Source organism: Vibrio sp. YT-16 (assembly GCF_033337405.1).
In the GTDB taxonomy this organism is placed as follows: Bacteria; Pseudomonadota; Gammaproteobacteria; order Enterobacterales; family Vibrionaceae; genus Vibrio; species Vibrio alginolyticus.
The window spans coordinates 129,925-144,762 of record NZ_JAWOQQ010000012.1 but is presented as its reverse complement, the minus strand read 5'-3'; the positions used below and the strand labels follow the sequence as shown (position 1 = coordinate 144,762).

Genomic DNA, 14,838 nt, shown 5'->3' with positions numbered 1-14,838 from the left:
CGCCTTACTGGATCTATGCGGTTACAGTTTTGCACCGCGATACGCGCAGTTCAGTAGTGTCATCAATGATCTGTTTGATGTGACTGAAAGTGAACAAGGCAGCACCATACTGGCGCTAAAGAAGCCTATCAGAACGAATGTTATTACAACGGGATGGCAAGATATCAGGCGTATTGTTCTGTCACTTCAGACAAAGCGGACGACACAAGCAATGCTGGTAAGAAAGTTGTCTGGTTACCCTTCTGGACACCCAATATTACAGGCTCTGACGGAGTATAATCGACTGGTTAAAGCGCAATATTTACTTGACTACATCGACGATGCCAGTTTGCGGCAGTATGTGCAACGTGCCCTGAACCGGGGAGAAGCATGGCACTTCCTTAGACGAGCCATTGCGTCGGTGAATGGTGATCAGTTCCGTGGCAAAAACGAGTCTGAAATCGCTATCTGGAATGAATGCGCAAGATTGCTTGCCAATGCGCTCATCTACTTCAACTCCGCGATACTGAGTCATCTTCTGGGACACTTTGAAGCGACAGGTGATGAAGAAAAAGCGGCTATCACTCGTGCTGTTTCGCCCGTTGCATGGCAAAATATCAACTTAAGCGGGACGTATAACTTCACCAATACCGGAAAATTGCCTGATATTAGTGAAATTACGAAGCCAATCGTGGATGATTAAGCTTGGAAACGAAAGTAACCCACAGCTGGAGGCTATATAATACAAAGCCTGTAGCATTCTATGTTACTTTAGAGGGGAAAATCCCTAGAACCCCTTCTTGGCTCATAGTTATTTCCAAGCTAAAGCTATGGATTTTATGAACGCGTCTGGGCGTAATAAGATGATTACAGGGTTGGAAAAATCAATAGAGTTGTTCAATGAGGTTGAGGACATCCTAAACCCAATCACAATGACTGTCGCAGCAAAGTATGGGTTAACCGAGGAAGTTATTGCAAATATTCAAAAACAGGCTCTGGAAGATGCGAAAACCGACCTTTAACAAACGACTATGGCGTCAATAACTAATTTTTAGCTATGTTCTAATCCTACATGATGCATCTCTTAGCATATCACAACCATCTTGCGAACACATGCAATAATAGCAAGCGTTTAAGGTTTCAAGATGCTTTTTCTAATCTGACAAAAACGTTTTAATACACAGCTCTAAAACATTTTTGTCCAGATACGTGTTCCAGCGGATGGTCAGACAACCAGTATGATACTTTTATAGTCAATTGTTGTGAGATTGAAACATGGTAGTACCAATTGGTATGAATCTTTATTTATGTCAGCGTGACATTTAGAACGGTACTGACAGGCTTACTTGAACATTTAGTATGAAACTTTATTTCTCTCCCAAATCTACGGGGACTTCAAACCATAAATATACACGGTATCCACCACCTAAACTACACCACAAGCCGCTGTTACGACACCAATAACCTTAACTACCTCACTCGCTTTAACTCGAATTAAGCGAGCTTCGCTCGCAAAGAATCAAGCTCCCTTTCGCGTCTTCGACGCTAACGAATAAGGGCTTCGCCCTAAATATTTCTACTCCTTGGTGGCTTCGCCACTGCTAAGACCCCCTGGAAAAAAGTTTGGCGTAGCCAAACATAGATATGGATAGATAAAGATAGAAATAAATCGATATGAATAGTATTTACCAATCTAAGAAGCGGCGAAGCCGCTGGTTCTCCCAGGGGGGAGAATGCTCAAGAGGCGGCGAAGCCGACCTTATAGTTACAGCACGTGCGGATGGAGCGAAGCGGTGGGGGAGAGGCACCAATGAGTACCTTAAAGTGTGGTGGATACCGTGTATAGTTGACTAATTTTTGTTCGATAGTGGTTCAAATGAGGTCCGATTTAGACCTCAATATTTGAAAACGAAGTATTAAGTTAAAGCTGATAATGGCCAAGCAAATGTACTCAATGAGTTGTCTGACTCTTTGATTTTCTCCACAAGGTCATCCGCTCCGACTTCAATACCACATTCATACAGTCCATAAACCTCTTTTACAAAGAAAGGTTCGTCCGAACTAGTGTCCTTTACCATTTTTCGATTAAGGCATTCATTAATAAATGTTCTAGAGACATGTAAGTTCTCAGGATGTTGCCTGTTCCAGGTATCGATCGTATGCATTCTGGAATCTTTGATATGAGCGAGGTGCTGACTAATTTGTCCTCCAATTATCGACACTATGACAGTAATCGAAAACAATATTACTTTTAGACTAAGACGGATCGCAGATTTCATGCAGTATTCCTATTATAGAGGGGGATTTATTCTGATTTGGTGCTTAACGAGGTTGTTTGTGAAAGCTCTATCAAGTTGTAGTTAGGTCATGACATAAAAGGAACACCAGCCTTTTCTAGGTCTTGCCATGTAAGGGGGGCGTTCTTCACTGTACGGGGTGTTTCAAAGTGAACATTTTCGGCTTCTGAAATAAACATTCCTCTATCAGGATTTAAAAGATCCATGATTAAAGTGCCATCGGGATGGACAATAAACTCCAATTGATATCCCTCCGGTACATTTGGCCATTTATAATCCTCAGGAATGATGCCTTTAAGCCTTTGCGAGACAATGGAGACTGTCAAAACTTCATCTTTATCAATTTTTATCATATCAATCATACTCTTCGTTAATATTTGTACCAAAGCTCATATGGAAACTAAGTTGATCAAATTATCAACTAGCTCAGCATGAGGTTTTCCTAACATACGTATTAAAATATATGGTAACATTAGTATTGTTTTTTATACGCGAATGACATCTATTATTCAATGTTTAGTCTAGACTGCCTAAGAATGGTTGAGGAAAAGCTAATGTTTAGAACAAAGTATTTACTGATAGCACTATCTTGTACTGCTTTGATTTGCCTGATTTTCTTTAATAGCGGAGCATACAAAGACAATTTCGAGGTGGTGGCCAAGGTATGTGGTCTACTATCACTAGCTAGCTGGCTAGAACGTACAAAGCAGATATAACAGATAGTCGTCATGTGGCCAAAACCTATACATCCATATCTACTTAAAAAGCATGCGTACAGGTGTGCTCTAGATCCATATCGACACACGTTGATGACACTCCAGAACTATGACGACCTGATAAACCTAGATCTGCAGGTGCTTGATACTCTCTATCAACTAGAACATTTGATAGTCAGTCATTTAGAAAAAATGACAAACCATCATATTAACTCAATTACTAGTGGTAAGTACCTTTTCGGCTTGAAACTAATAGAGGCGGCTATACACAGACTTCCAGTACCGACATTCGAAAATATTGAACTGACATCGCGATCAGATAACGGCGTAAGACAAATCCTCGCGATAAAAGTGTTGTAACTGAGAATATTTGAACTAGGAGACTCAAGATTGGAAAGCGCAGTAACTAAAACAAGATGTACTGCTAAGCGCAATACATCAACGAACATCGAAAGGGCATGCTCTGCTAGTTTAGAAGAATTACTTTCAACCTATAAATTAATTGAAAGTATGGGAAGGTATGATCCTCTCTGGATCTCTTTCGAAAGAAACAGAATTGAACAAATTTGCAAAGTTAAAGAATGGACTAGGGTTGGTTTAAAAGAGCTCAATTGTATTTTGTCTTTGAAAGATATGATTAAGCTCGCCAAGAAAGAACCTAACCTAACACCACTACTTGACAGGTTATCAGGGTGTTATCGCGTTAGAAGTACCAATACTTACATGGTAAGTACCTCAAGCGAACTCGATTTGTTGAAGATTGAATTTACAGCAGCAGCACGATTTACTGTCGCAAGTTGGATGTACATTGCATTTTCTACCCATTTTGAGGACGGAGTTGAGCTAGGTTGGTCAACCATTGATGCAATATTCGAATCTCAATCACTCCCTTCAACACATCCAGACACATGGACAATGGACAATTTCTTATACATCTAGGAGGTAATAATATGATGCATTACAAAGACTCTGTATTTTCACCAGAATGGGGGCAGTTCACCAGAAGAATAGTTATATTGGCATTTTCTCTAACAATTGTAGGTTTAGCTGCATGGCGATTCTCTCAATTAGAGTCTTTTAATCTGCTTTATATAGTAATTCTTCTTCTTGGTATCCTTATCCAGGGGCTATACCCAATTTATGCTGAACGCAAAGAATTGAGACGCAAGCTTTACAGAAGACACTTGAGTACACTTAATATTGATATTCTCGAGAAGTATTTAAATCAAGCTGAAAGCGATATAGAACGAGATTTGATAGAAGACACCATTTCAACAATACGTTATTGATTGGTGATTGAATGGATATCAAATTCGACACTACTGAAATCTATCACGAGAATCGACACCAAAACCTTATGCGTATAGTCAACCAAGACTACAACCGTAAGATTCAGAACTTATGTAGACATTTAGATATGCCTCACTTGGCCAGTTATCTCAGCCACAGATCCAAGCCTCAGAAGAACATCAGTCACAGACTAGCTAGAAACATAGAAACAAAGCTCGGTATGCCTATTGGACAACTTGATGAGGCCATTTCTACCATAAATGTAGACCCAACAATTGATGATAACCTCCCAATTGACAAGCTTGCCAGATCTAGGAATTTAGAGATCCTATTGACCCTTATAGGGAATGGCAATATTAGCAAATTGAACTCAGAGCTAGGTTGTCATTTGAACAATCATTTAGGGCCCAATAAATCCCGTATGCTAGGAAAAAAGTTAGCAACCAGAATTGAAACTAAACTAGGGCTACGCCCTGGCACCATGAGCGTGAAATGTACTTTCAATGATTTTCTACCATATTTAAACAGGGACCAATTGACTAGGCATATCGAGTCTAAACAAGAAGAGTATGATGAACGAATGTCAAAACGTAGAATAATAATTGAACAAAGGAATGATATCGTGAGCCAGATGTTGAAGAAGATAGCCAGCTTTCTGGAAGGCAGTGGTACACATGAAATATTAGAGGATTCTGATATTAGAAAGGTGTATATCCCTGTGCCAAACCACAAAAATGAACTCCCAATATTAGTTAGCTGCGAAACTAAGCCATCAAACAGATTCTTAATTTTATGCTCTAAAGGTATGACAGAGCGACACGATAAACTCACAAACATGATTTTAAGCGATAGGGATAAGTTTGAAACAGATGTCGGTGAAATGGACCATTATCCAAAAATCGCTGTAATAAACGCCTATGACCGAGAGTTGGCGATGCCATCGTTGAATAACCCAGAAATTACATTAATTATTAAAAAGGCTTTGTATCAGCTCAGTAATTTGACAGACGACTATTTGCTAGCAAAGTTTAAGTTAAAAACGGTATATAACGAACTAGTAACCGCACAACTCCAATACGTAAAGTCATTCAGTTCTGTGCAAATCATTAAAACAAAGGAGCTGTTACATCGAGGTTTTTCAATACCCAATATTAAGTTGCGTGGAACAAGGGAACTTAGCCACTCTTTACTAGTACCAGTTAGCAATAGCAAAGATACCTTAAGAGAAGTACGGGAGTTTGCAAAAGGAAGTGGTACTGACTTCGTATTGCCCATCTGTATAAATAATGGCAATGTGGTGTCAGACCAATTTGTGCCTACCAAGACCTGGCTGGCCAGCCACATATAGATACAAGCTTGATCATAACCATATAAAAACAAAAGATAATTGATACATACTTGGTAACATCTTAGTATGTGTCAATATGGTTTTTTTTTACGCAAAGTAGGAAGTATGTTGTTCTTTCTTGAAAAATTGGGGATCAAGGCAGCGATGCACTGTCGGCTCGTGAATGGTAATCAAGAGCATTTATTATGGGGACTGGATTGGAACTCGAAAAGAGCACTACTTGAGTCAAAAAATCGCTGGTTTTGGCTACCTTTACAAAATGTAGAAATATCGAATGTTACAAACATAGTCGATAAACTTTCGGAGTTTTACGCTTCACATGATGAAAAGATATTAGGTGTAAATTGGCTTGAAGGCACACTATTGATATCTAAAGATACTCACTTGGATTGGGTTACCGAAGAAGATCTCGAGCTTCCTTAAATCATAACCTAACTGTTTAAAGAAGGATTAATTTATGGCCACTGTTGCAGCATTACCTTTCCCTCAACTACCTGAGTTTTTTTCATTTTTCGCAACAAACCCCTACGGAATAGTAATTAGTTTACTATTAGGATTGATCATTAGTGGCGTTGTGTTGAGAGGACTAGTTGATCTGTTTAGAGGTCAACAAAAGTAATAGCTCAATTTTGTTTAGTTTTTAGATAATACAATTTAAGACTTATAACCTGATGAGAAGCGGCATGTTAGAAAGAACAATGGAAAGAGAGCTCATCTTTCATGGTACACGAGCTAAGGAGTTTGATAAATTTGAGTTAGGCATGCTAGGTACAGGCGAAGGCTGTAATGATGCTAATGGATTTTACTTCGTTTCTAATCTGAAAGGAGCATGCTATCACGCTGACTATAAAGCGAGGCAGGTAGGTAAACCTACCGTATATGTGTGCGCAATAAAGGAACAAGCTAAAGTAGTAACTATTGGTAAATCCATTTCTATGCACCCCAAATATCTACAGCAACATTGGGATAAATTACCAGTGTGGATATCAACTAAGAGGGGTAAAGAATGGTACTCAGAACTTGCAAAACCACCTGAAAATCGAATACACAATGACCTAATTGATTTGAATGAACGGAAACGTTGTCATATTTTGCGTGAAAACGGTATCGATATCTTAAAGGATTTTGAGAGTGGACAATTTGTAGACGGTGGGTATCATGGCCGTTCTCATTTAGTGTTAAATCCAGACTCTATTGATATAATTGAGACTTTAAATGTAGAAGAAATATATGATGAAATATCTGGGAGACCCAAATTTTACCACCTCCGTAAAGAGCCTTGTATATTTGGTAAATCAAATATTTTAAGCCGACTTTGCGAGTATGACTGAGTATATTTTGACCCGTTTAAATCTTTCAGATATTAAGTTTAACATAGACATTGTTCTAGCATACCCAGGTTAAATATCAAATTGAAAGGGCTGGTGGGTGTTTTATAACCAGCCTTTTTGATGAACAAATAATATTTAAAACTAGATATAACTAGTCATGAAATACAATTATTGTATTTCATGCATTGAATATTCCAAAACAATCCCCACCTTAATACTAATACTAACAATAAAACGGATATAATATGTTCGACTCACTTAAAAGCACCTTTCCCTGGTCTATTATAGCTATCGTTGCTGTATCTGGCTCTGGAGTCGTCGGTGCAAAACTATACAAAGAATATCTCAAAACTACCGGGCCAGCAGTTGTTCAAGGCATTTCCGACAACGAAGCGTACAAAGACTTTGTTGACTGCCTGACGGTGGTAGATTTAGAGCGTTCTAGCTTAATGGAAAAATGCGACAGTTTCTATTTAGAATACCTACCAGCTAAAACAGATCCGAGTTACAAGAAGAAGATCATAGAAGTTCAACAGCTAAAGCCAGAGTGGATTGAACAAACCTACCAGAAATTAACTTGGTTACGATCTGACTATGGACTTCCTGATTATCCACCACTGGAAGACTTATCCAATGGTCAATTGACTTCAGTAAGCAACTGATTTCAAACCTAACAGCACAAGGCAACTTTAAATGTTGCCTTTTTTTTATCTATATTCAAGTAATATTCCCTTACGCAGTCTAGCAGACTATGTAGAACCATGGGTTATTATGTGGGTTTTACTTTAGTAGCTCGCTTTGTTTTCGTTAAGCTAATCTTCGAATAATTCATATAAACTCAACAAACAAATAACACTGTATAAATAGACATGATTATAAAGTGTAGTATAATTTGAGTTATATTACACTTTTTGGCCGTTAAGGTTAGCGTTACAGGTGACAGCGTAACACTTTATTTTTGGAGGTGAACGTGGAGATTACTAAGCAAAATTTACCAATTCCTGCATCCGGATTAGAAAAGATTAAGGCATTAGAACTAGGCAATAACAAAGAAAAAGAAAATCTTTCACGATTTAAAATCCCTTTGCCTGAACTTGACGGTGCAATTGATCCTGATCACCCAAACCTAAAGACAATACTAGATAACATGGCCATATTCGAGGCTACACGTGGTGGTTTTTCGAAGGCAACACAAAAAAACATGTTTTCCGCTGTTCGCTCTTGGATAAGATTTACTGAGTATATTGAATTAGCCTACGCATTTCCTATACATCCAAGAATGTTTTACTACTGGATACTACACCTAAAAAATGAACAGAAAGTGTCTTATGCGACTCTAATGAGCCGAAAGAACCTCATAGCCATATTTTTGAATCAACTAGGATTCGCCAACGTAACTGAAGACAAGCTTATAAAAGACTTTTTCAGGGGTGTAAAAAAGGATATGGCAGAATCTGATTTATCAAAGGTAGAGCAAAAAGTTGCTTCACCATTCAGAGCAAGCGATTTGAACAGACAGATCGAAATAGTTGGGACACTTGAACAAGCTGGGCCAAAGCTTTTCAAAGACCTAGCATACATGACCATTGCATACTCTACTGCTCTTCGAGAAGAAGAGATCTTTACTTTAAAACGTAAAAACGTCATCATTTCTGGTGACACTGTCACTATAGTGAGGACAAAATCTAAGACATCTGCAGCGCCACCCAAAAAGTCTATCATTGGCAGGTATGCAGGGATCGTGAAGAAATATATTGAACTTGTAGAAAAAGGAGTTGAGCTTTACAACCATGTAACCCCTTCAAGTCCAGTCGAAGATCAGGAATATTATATTTTTGGTTGGATTCTGAAAAATGGACAGCTTAAGGACCCATTAAAACCTATGAATGGTGTATCCGTACTTAGATTGTTCCGTAAAGCATATGAACGACAAAGTGTATTTAAAGGTCGTTGTTGGTCAGGGCATTCGGGACGTTGTGGAGCGGTAGTTGATGGGCATGTCGTTCATAAGATGAATGCAGTCGACCTTATGTCTATTGGTGATTGGACAAATATGGGTACTGTTAAAAGATATCTGAGAGCTACCGGTCACCTAGAAGCTTCAAATATCGAACTACAAAAACACTAAATCAAAGCTATCTGACGCAGAATTCGTTCTTGGTCCAAATCTGGAAACGCAGTAGCGAAGTAGTGTTTAGTAGCCACTTCTAATTGGGCCATAAACTTTATCTTTTGGGCGATGTTTCCTGTAAGGCTTATTGTTTTACCGGAGATGATTGTGCTTACATAAATCGAGCTCTCTTTAAATCCTATAGACAATGGCCCAGTTTGTTGTTGGTGAAACTTTAACTTGAAATCAAGGCATTTAAGGTTTTGAAGAAATAGGGAATAAGCTTGAATAAGTTCAGTGTGAGAAAAGGCAACTGAGATTTTGTTGTTCCAATCACTTGAGCGACCGTTATGTTCTGGGCAAATGTCTACAACAATTGAAATTAGGTTGTTAGCTATGTTTCCTAATCGAATCACCGCTGCACAATTTAATGACTTGTTATAGAGATTAATTTGACTATTTGGGTGGAAGTAAGCGTTTGATTTTGTGGCAGAAGGTTGCACTGATTGTGACTTGCCGCCAACTTCAGATAGACGAACGTCCTGCTTTTGTTGATTAAAGGCGTTCAAACAGACATCATTGCTTGGCAAAGTTGTACTTTGTGGGCTTAGGTGTTTATCGTGTACATTAACAATTCGATCTGAGGTTTTTTCTGATACTACATCCTGATGATTCAGATCATCTGTTATGTCAGAAAACTCGTTGTCTGGTTGAAATTCCCATGAATTTACACTCATATCGCCCCCAAAGTAGTACGTTAGTTGTCAAAAAAATGGCAAATACCCTTGTTTATGTATATCTTATATTGATACATAAGCAAGATTTATAAAGACTGGACTGGTTCCTGGTGAAGCAAAGAGGAGTTACCTTTGCCATCAATAGAACCGATGGGCACAAGCTTAAAACAAAAAATATATGAACCCAATCTCTCTAAAGACATTACCAAATTTTACAAGCTATGTGCTTTCTATTTCAGAGTACTTGCTCTTAAATGTTCTTGAAAACGACAAGAAAATCATAAAGAAAATTCAAAGCGGTGATGAGCTACCTCTACCTGAAATTAAAAACTCTTTAGATCAACGATTTGAAGATCTAAAGTTAGAAATATTTGACTATGAAATCCTTAAGTCAATCGCTATGAATTATCCTCATGACCACTACGCTGAAAAAATCGTGTCTTGTAACTATGACTATCATATGACAATGACCTGGTTCAAGAAGGCTATTCTTCAGTCATCTGTTAGACCACTTGCCTTTGCACAGCTTGAGTTAGGCTAAAAAATGGATTTAGAAAAACTCAAAGTGTCAGTTGAAAAGTTCTCAAGTCAGAACTTTCAAAAACAACAAGATATTCTCCAACTACAAAATAGAATGATCGGCACCATTCTACAAATCAGACTAAGTGCAATACCACCAGCTCGAAGAAGTGAATTCGATAATACCAGTTTTACAAATTTGCCAAGTTTGCTAACAAAATGGCAAGTTAATCCAAATGCTGTACAAGATATCAATTTCTTTCTGAATGAATTTGAGACAAAGTTTGGCAGGAGATTTGACCATATTAGCTTGAAGAGTGTTGAGAAAGCTAATGTACTTGAACCTAGTCAACAAACAATAAATCAGAGGCTAGAATCTTGTATAACTGGACCAGTAAATGAAAAGGACGCCATTGGTATCAAACAACAGCGTCCTGATAATGACTTCGACTTTTCTCGCTAGTAGAGCCCTTCCATAAATGCCTCATCATCAAGACATGCTCTTTCAATTTCCAAGAACTCTTCCATTTTACGTAAGTAATAGGACTGCTCTTCGAAAGTGATTTCATCAAACAAAAATTGATATCCGCTCATAGGTGTAGATGAAACTATTTTAGAGAGAAAGTGCTTTGACTGTTTAGTAAAGCCAGGAGAAACAATAAGCGCCGAAACATTGTTGGCTCTAATTGTTAGAAGTTGAGTTTGGCTAATAATTTCATGTTCTGCGTCTAGCCAACCTCGAGCTACCTTTAACTTTTTCTCTAAAAGCCTAGCGCTACGGTCTGAAACATAGCTTTCTTTTGAATTAAGCCTAACGTCACGATGATTAATACCTAACCGTGAAACTAATTCAAGATTAGCCTCACGATTGATTAAATATGCCGCACCACCTTCATTCTGTTTTGTAGCGAATATGTCGGAGAACAGTTCGCTGTAATGATTCTTATCCATAAATACTTTCTTATTTTTGAGAATAGACGCAAATAATCATGTGACTTGTATCTAAACATTAACTGCCGTTATGTCTAATTTTTACCCATGAAGAGTGAAACTTAAATAAATTTTCATCATTTGTTGCATATGTGTGAGCTATATCCCTATTTGTAGGTCGCATTACGCAAATATTTCTACAATTTGTTGAGTAATTAGTCTATTGAACCGATATCACTTCTGAGACTAGCAAATTGAAACTAACATTTGACTCAATAATAAGCCTATGCTAGCAGCTTTTGCTATTGTATTTTAGACAAAAATGGCATAGATTTATGCTATTATTTGCTATTAGACATCTTATTGTGTTCGAACTAATTAAAGAAAAAATATTGGGTTTGGCTTCCATACTCATCACTTCTTTCGCTGCTACATATTATTTGTCCGCGAGTTATACATTCGGTGTTTTCACGAGTGCCTTATTTGGCATCGCATATTTGTACTTTATGCAACGGCAACAACAACAATCGGTTAGAAGAAAGGAAGCACAAGCGAAGATACGTGGGTTTGGTTATACAAACTCAATTTCCTCTCAGATGGAAAGACCCTCTAATGCGAGTAGATCTCAAAGTTCTCCGACTCTGAATGAACAAAACCCATTTAACTTCTCTGAAGAAGAAGTTCAGGCTTTCAAATTATTAGGGCTACCTATTACGTCCCTCAATATTTCTGAAATCAAGAAAGCCTTCCATCAAAAAGTTAGGTATTACCACCCAGACATTAACCAAAACATCAGTACGGATGAATCAATCATCACTGTTTCAAATCTGAATACAGCTAAAACACTTTGCATCAATGCAACGAAGAGGAAACAAAATGAACGTCTTTAAGCTTTCTAGCATAGCATTCGCTTCTACTCTACTTCTTGGGTGCGCAACTAATGAAGTCAAAGATTTAAGGCACTTAGAAAAGAGCCCTGAAGAAAGGGCTTTTGGCGATCTTGAGCCATATGCAGTTGAAATGCTTGACGAGCTCCGATTGTTAGCAAAAACGAGAAGTGCACATGCACAAGCACTTAAAGGCCCTGAGCAGAGAAGGCAGGAGCGCATGCTCTCTACAATGCTGTTACCTGGTTTTGAAAAGGTTGTTGACTGGAATTGTGATTGTGAAGTCGAAACTGCCGTAAAAGGTATTGCTGAGACAGTAGGTTATGGTTCTGATCGAGTATTTACTTATGGCCAAAAACCACCTGGTGGCGTGTTTGTAAGTATTAAACTGAAGGATCAACCAATAAACGACGCAATAAAGATTATTGACTCTGAAAAGGGTGCCCAGGTAGACATCATGGTCGATAACCGACTTAAGACGATTGTCGTTAAATACTTGGAGACAAAAGCGTGAGAACCAATACTGCTATTTGTTTAATTGCTAGTCTATTTTTCAGTGTTACCACTTTGGCAGATGAATCTAAGCGCACCTATTACAGCTTAAGTGAACTAAAAGATGTAAAGGTTAGACAACAACTAGTAAGCGATGGTGAAGAGGCACTCAGAATTGAGTCGATCCGCGAAAGAGCTGAAGAAGTTGGCAGTGCGAATGGTTATATAGCTACGATGGAGCGCTTAACAGATGTAGTGGATAGCAAGTCTCACCTCTTTGACCGCTTGCTACCTTTCGAGCATCTCATTAACGCTTCTGCAAATCTAAGTTCAGGTGAAGCCAAGTACCTTCGTCCAGGTATGGTAGACAAAGTAGAAGCTCATGCCGCGATAACGCGAGACACAAAAGCTACGATTATCAGGACCGATAATCTTGTCTATCGATTGAGAGAACAACCTAAGCCTGTGTTGAGGAAACCGCATTGGTCTGACTATCTCTACGACAAAAATTCACTTACTCCGACCACATTAATTGACGAACTTTTACCTAGAAATTCAGAAGAATTGGAGATCTTCAACTCAGCTCTTGATGAGGGATGGGCCATGGGCTCAGAACAAGCAATTGCTGAGATGAGAACTCGTGTAATTAATGCTTTTATTGACGCAACAGCCATGATCCGTTACGTGAATTTAGTTGAGTCCGGATATATAGAAAAGCCAGATATGATTATTGAAAATGTAGGAATTACGGTACAAGGAGACCAATTAGGTTTAGGCACTCAGTTCATATCTTTGAGTGGTGAGGCAGTTTGGCAGACAAACTCTGATCTCTATTCTTCACCAGTAATAAAAGACCCTAGGGGCTCTGTACGTAGGGATGCTGTTTCTAAAGTAGAAACTGAAGGCCTTACTCACGACCAAATTAAATCCATTCTCGTTGAAGAGTGACACCTACCATGAATGATATTCCATTAATACCTGTTTCAAGCGAAATGACACAAGTAGATATCGAAACTGTCATATGGAAAGCAATTGAGTACGGTGCTTCAGACATTTTAATAGACTGTAACTATCGAATCAGAATCGATGTAAACGGGCAAATCAGGGAAATCACTGATAAACAAATGCAACCTAACGCATGCCGTAATATTCTTGAATATATGCTCGGCACCAAAAAATCGCTGATTAACAATGTTAATGCAGCTACTCCTACGTTTTTTGCATTCGTTACCAAAAACCCCAATGATCAATCTCAGATTAGGAGTTTCCGCATTGCAGCTATTACCTCAAGGTCACTTGAATATGGAAAGACCTATAAGATGGTTGGTAGGTTGAACCCTAAAACACCAAAGGACGCAGAATCTTTGGGTATAGAGCCGGAGCTAGTCAATCTTGTAAAGCATAACCGTAAAGGTATTCTTATGTTTGTGGGAGGGGTAGGCACAGGCAAAACAACTACTATGGCCGGAATTGTAACTTCAGTGCTAAAAACTCCCAGCCTTGGTAAGCATATCTTAGTTTTTGAGGACCCACCTGAAATTAATTATGAGGGAGTAAAGATTGCTCCTGGTAACAGTATTTCAGTTCATGAAGTAGGTTCAGTTGAAACAGACTCCGATGTTCAAAGTTTTAATCAAGGCCTTGAAGCTGCTCTTCGTCTTCGTCCAGATATCATCGTTCAGGGCGAAATACGAAGTAAAGAATCAATCGAAAACGCATTTAACGCTTCTAACACTGGCAACTTCTTGATGGCTACAATACATGCAAACTCTTGCGAGACAGCGATGAGCCGCATCTACAATATGATAGATGGAGAGAATAAGCTGGCTGTATTAGCTGGTTTTATTAGTCAACTCTCTGGCATTGTCGCTCAGATACTAGTTAGAACTCTCGACGGTGAAAGGATTGCTGTTAGAGAAACCCTATATCTAACTGAAGAAATCAGAGAAGAAATGCTGAAGTGTAAATCTGACACAGAGATATCTGTAGTAGTAAGAAGGCACCTAAAGGAACAAGAGCTTACCTTTTCTCAACAAATCGCAAACCTATATCACAACAGTGAAATTGGGCCAGAATATCTCCTTATGGAATCAGAATAATGGAATATAAACCGAAGCTGGATAGAAAAGCGGTACAAAATGCGATGAAAAGACCACTTTTCCTACTTATGGACGGGTCTACTATCGTCCCGGTTTTGACATT

Annotated in this window: 19 protein-coding genes; 15 read left to right on the top strand and 4 right to left on the bottom strand. The window is 38.6% G+C overall.

Annotated elements, in window-relative coordinates; all coding sequences use genetic code 11:
• A partial coding sequence (locus R7F07_RS18375) for a Tn3 family transposase (RefSeq protein WP_225468083.1) occupies positions 1 to 682 on the top strand: 682 nt, incomplete at its 5' end.
• A 127-nt stretch (positions 683 to 809) separates the two neighbouring features.
• Positions 810 to 1,001 carry a hypothetical protein gene (locus R7F07_RS18370; RefSeq protein WP_225455764.1) on the top strand — a complete coding sequence of 64 codons (192 nt, stop codon included), beginning with the start codon at positions 810 to 812 and terminating at the stop codon, positions 999 to 1,001.
• A gap of 894 nt (positions 1,002 to 1,895) precedes the next feature.
• Here the strand turns inward: R7F07_RS18370 and R7F07_RS18365 are convergent.
• Together R7F07_RS18365 and R7F07_RS18360 are read right to left on the bottom strand one after the other, a co-directional pair.
• Positions 1,896 to 2,258 (bottom strand): hypothetical protein, encoded by a 363-nt coding sequence (locus tag R7F07_RS18365; protein WP_025634091.1) that lies wholly within the window; start codon positions 2,256 to 2,258, stop codon positions 1,896 to 1,898.
• An 86-nt stretch (positions 2,259 to 2,344) separates the two neighbouring features.
• Complete coding sequence (locus R7F07_RS18360) at positions 2,345 to 2,629, bottom strand: hypothetical protein (protein ID WP_138058896.1); 285 nt, start codon at positions 2,627 to 2,629, stop codon at positions 2,345 to 2,347.
• 753 nt (positions 2,630 to 3,382) lie between these two features.
• On the opposite strand from R7F07_RS18360, the gene R7F07_RS18355 reads away from it, so the two are divergent.
• The 7 genes from R7F07_RS18355 to R7F07_RS18325 all read left to right on the top strand — a co-directional run bounded on the left by R7F07_RS18355 (position 3,383) and on the right by R7F07_RS18325 (position 9,089).
• The gene (locus R7F07_RS18355) at positions 3,383 to 3,931 is read left to right on the top strand and encodes a hypothetical protein (protein WP_025634097.1); all 549 of its coding nucleotides are present in this window, start codon (positions 3,383 to 3,385) and stop codon (positions 3,929 to 3,931) included.
• Positions 3,932 to 3,942: 11 nt separating this feature from the next.
• Complete coding sequence (locus R7F07_RS18350) at positions 3,943 to 4,281, top strand: hypothetical protein (RefSeq protein WP_025634098.1); 339 nt, start codon at positions 3,943 to 3,945, stop codon at positions 4,279 to 4,281.
• An 11-nt stretch (positions 4,282 to 4,292) separates the two neighbouring features.
• Positions 4,293 to 5,630, top strand: a complete 1,338-nt coding sequence (locus tag R7F07_RS18345; RefSeq protein WP_025634099.1) for a hypothetical protein — start codon at positions 4,293 to 4,295, stop codon at positions 5,628 to 5,630.
• 105 nt (positions 5,631 to 5,735) lie between these two features.
• The gene (locus R7F07_RS18340) at positions 5,736 to 6,053 is read left to right on the top strand and encodes a hypothetical protein (protein WP_025634101.1); all 318 of its coding nucleotides are present in this window, start codon (positions 5,736 to 5,738) and stop codon (positions 6,051 to 6,053) included.
• A gap of 260 nt (positions 6,054 to 6,313) precedes the next feature.
• The gene (locus tag R7F07_RS18335) at positions 6,314 to 6,961 is read left to right on the top strand and encodes a hypothetical protein (protein ID WP_042776360.1); all 648 of its coding nucleotides are present in this window, start codon (positions 6,314 to 6,316) and stop codon (positions 6,959 to 6,961) included.
• Between the two features lie 245 nt (positions 6,962 to 7,206).
• Positions 7,207 to 7,623 carry a hypothetical protein gene (locus R7F07_RS18330; protein ID WP_025634104.1) on the top strand — a complete coding sequence of 139 codons (417 nt, stop codon included), beginning with the start codon at positions 7,207 to 7,209 and terminating at the stop codon, positions 7,621 to 7,623.
• Between the two features lie 308 nt (positions 7,624 to 7,931).
• The gene (locus tag R7F07_RS18325) at positions 7,932 to 9,089 is read left to right on the top strand and encodes a tyrosine-type recombinase/integrase (protein ID WP_025634105.1); all 1,158 of its coding nucleotides are present in this window, start codon (positions 7,932 to 7,934) and stop codon (positions 9,087 to 9,089) included.
• On the opposite strand, the gene R7F07_RS18320 is transcribed toward R7F07_RS18325, so the two are convergent.
• Positions 9,086 to 9,808: a hypothetical protein gene (locus tag R7F07_RS18320; RefSeq protein ID WP_025634107.1), complete on the bottom strand. Its 723-nt coding sequence runs from the start codon at positions 9,806 to 9,808 to the stop codon at positions 9,086 to 9,088. The genes R7F07_RS18325 and R7F07_RS18320 overlap by 4 nt on opposite strands.
• A 178-nt stretch (positions 9,809 to 9,986) precedes the next feature.
• On the opposite strand from R7F07_RS18320, the gene R7F07_RS18315 reads away from it, so the two are divergent.
• Complete coding sequence (locus R7F07_RS18315; protein ID WP_025634109.1) at positions 9,987 to 10,349, top strand: hypothetical protein; 363 nt, start codon at positions 9,987 to 9,989, stop codon at positions 10,347 to 10,349.
• 3 nt (positions 10,350 to 10,352) lie between these two features.
• The gene (locus R7F07_RS18310; protein WP_025634110.1) at positions 10,353 to 10,790 is read left to right on the top strand and encodes a hypothetical protein; all 438 of its coding nucleotides are present in this window, start codon (positions 10,353 to 10,355) and stop codon (positions 10,788 to 10,790) included.
• Here the strand turns inward: R7F07_RS18310 and R7F07_RS18305 are convergent.
• A complete protein-coding gene (locus R7F07_RS18305) occupies positions 10,787 to 11,278 on the bottom strand; it encodes a hypothetical protein (RefSeq protein WP_025634112.1) in 492 nt (163 codons plus the stop codon). The genes R7F07_RS18310 and R7F07_RS18305 overlap by 4 nt on opposite strands.
• A gap of 314 nt (positions 11,279 to 11,592) precedes the next feature.
• Between R7F07_RS18305 and R7F07_RS18300 the strand changes: the two genes are divergently transcribed.
• The 4 genes from R7F07_RS18300 to R7F07_RS18285 are packed head-to-tail and all read left to right on the top strand — an operon-like array spanning position 11,593 to position 14,735.
• On the top strand, positions 11,593 to 12,147 hold the full coding sequence (locus tag R7F07_RS18300) for a J domain-containing protein (protein ID WP_025634113.1): 555 nt from the start codon (positions 11,593 to 11,595) through the stop codon (positions 12,145 to 12,147).
• The gene (locus tag R7F07_RS18295; protein ID WP_077202328.1) at positions 12,134 to 12,658 is read left to right on the top strand and encodes a hypothetical protein; all 525 of its coding nucleotides are present in this window, start codon (positions 12,134 to 12,136) and stop codon (positions 12,656 to 12,658) included. Before R7F07_RS18300 ends, R7F07_RS18295 begins: the two co-directional genes overlap by 14 nt.
• On the top strand, positions 12,655 to 13,584 hold the full coding sequence (locus R7F07_RS18290) for a type IV secretory system conjugative DNA transfer family protein (protein ID WP_025634116.1): 930 nt from the start codon (positions 12,655 to 12,657) through the stop codon (positions 13,582 to 13,584). The genes R7F07_RS18295 and R7F07_RS18290 overlap by 4 nt, the downstream gene beginning before the upstream one ends.
• Before the next feature lie 8 nt (positions 13,585 to 13,592).
• Positions 13,593 to 14,735, top strand: a complete 1,143-nt coding sequence (locus R7F07_RS18285; RefSeq protein ID WP_025634117.1) for an ATPase, T2SS/T4P/T4SS family — start codon at positions 13,593 to 13,595, stop codon at positions 14,733 to 14,735.
• Positions 14,736 to 14,838 lie beyond the last annotated feature (103 nt).

What these genes read in the sequence shown, in the direction of transcription:
- R7F07_RS18370 (WP_225455764.1), top strand. Translation starts at nt 810, where the DNA reads ATGGATTTTATGAACGCGTCTGGGCGTAATAAGATGATTACAGGGTTG.
- R7F07_RS18365 (WP_025634091.1), bottom strand. Translation starts at nt 2,258, where the DNA reads ATGAAATCTGCGATCCGTCTTAGTCTAAAAGTAATATTGTTTTCGATT.
- R7F07_RS18360 (WP_138058896.1), bottom strand. Translation starts at nt 2,629, where the DNA reads ATGATAAAAATTGATAAAGATGAAGTTTTGACAGTCTCCATTGTCTCG.
- R7F07_RS18350 (WP_025634098.1), top strand. Translation starts at nt 3,943, where the DNA reads ATGATGCATTACAAAGACTCTGTATTTTCACCAGAATGGGGGCAGTTC.
- R7F07_RS18345 (WP_025634099.1), top strand. Translation starts at nt 4,293, where the DNA reads ATGGATATCAAATTCGACACTACTGAAATCTATCACGAGAATCGACAC.
- R7F07_RS18340 (WP_025634101.1), top strand. Translation starts at nt 5,736, where the DNA reads ATGTTGTTCTTTCTTGAAAAATTGGGGATCAAGGCAGCGATGCACTGT.
- R7F07_RS18335 (WP_042776360.1), top strand. Translation starts at nt 6,314, where the DNA reads ATGTTAGAAAGAACAATGGAAAGAGAGCTCATCTTTCATGGTACACGA.
- R7F07_RS18330 (WP_025634104.1), top strand. Translation starts at nt 7,207, where the DNA reads ATGTTCGACTCACTTAAAAGCACCTTTCCCTGGTCTATTATAGCTATC.
- R7F07_RS18320 (WP_025634107.1), bottom strand. Translation starts at nt 9,808, where the DNA reads ATGAGTGTAAATTCATGGGAATTTCAACCAGACAACGAGTTTTCTGAC.
- R7F07_RS18315 (WP_025634109.1), top strand. Translation starts at nt 9,987, where the DNA reads ATGAACCCAATCTCTCTAAAGACATTACCAAATTTTACAAGCTATGTG.
- R7F07_RS18310 (WP_025634110.1), top strand. Translation starts at nt 10,353, where the DNA reads ATGGATTTAGAAAAACTCAAAGTGTCAGTTGAAAAGTTCTCAAGTCAG.
- R7F07_RS18305 (WP_025634112.1), bottom strand. Translation starts at nt 11,278, where the DNA reads ATGGATAAGAATCATTACAGCGAACTGTTCTCCGACATATTCGCTACA.
- R7F07_RS18300 (WP_025634113.1), top strand. Translation starts at nt 11,593, where the DNA reads ATGCTATTATTTGCTATTAGACATCTTATTGTGTTCGAACTAATTAAA.
- R7F07_RS18295 (WP_077202328.1), top strand. Translation starts at nt 12,134, where the DNA reads ATGAACGTCTTTAAGCTTTCTAGCATAGCATTCGCTTCTACTCTACTT.
- R7F07_RS18285 (WP_025634117.1), top strand. Translation starts at nt 13,593, where the DNA reads ATGAATGATATTCCATTAATACCTGTTTCAAGCGAAATGACACAAGTA.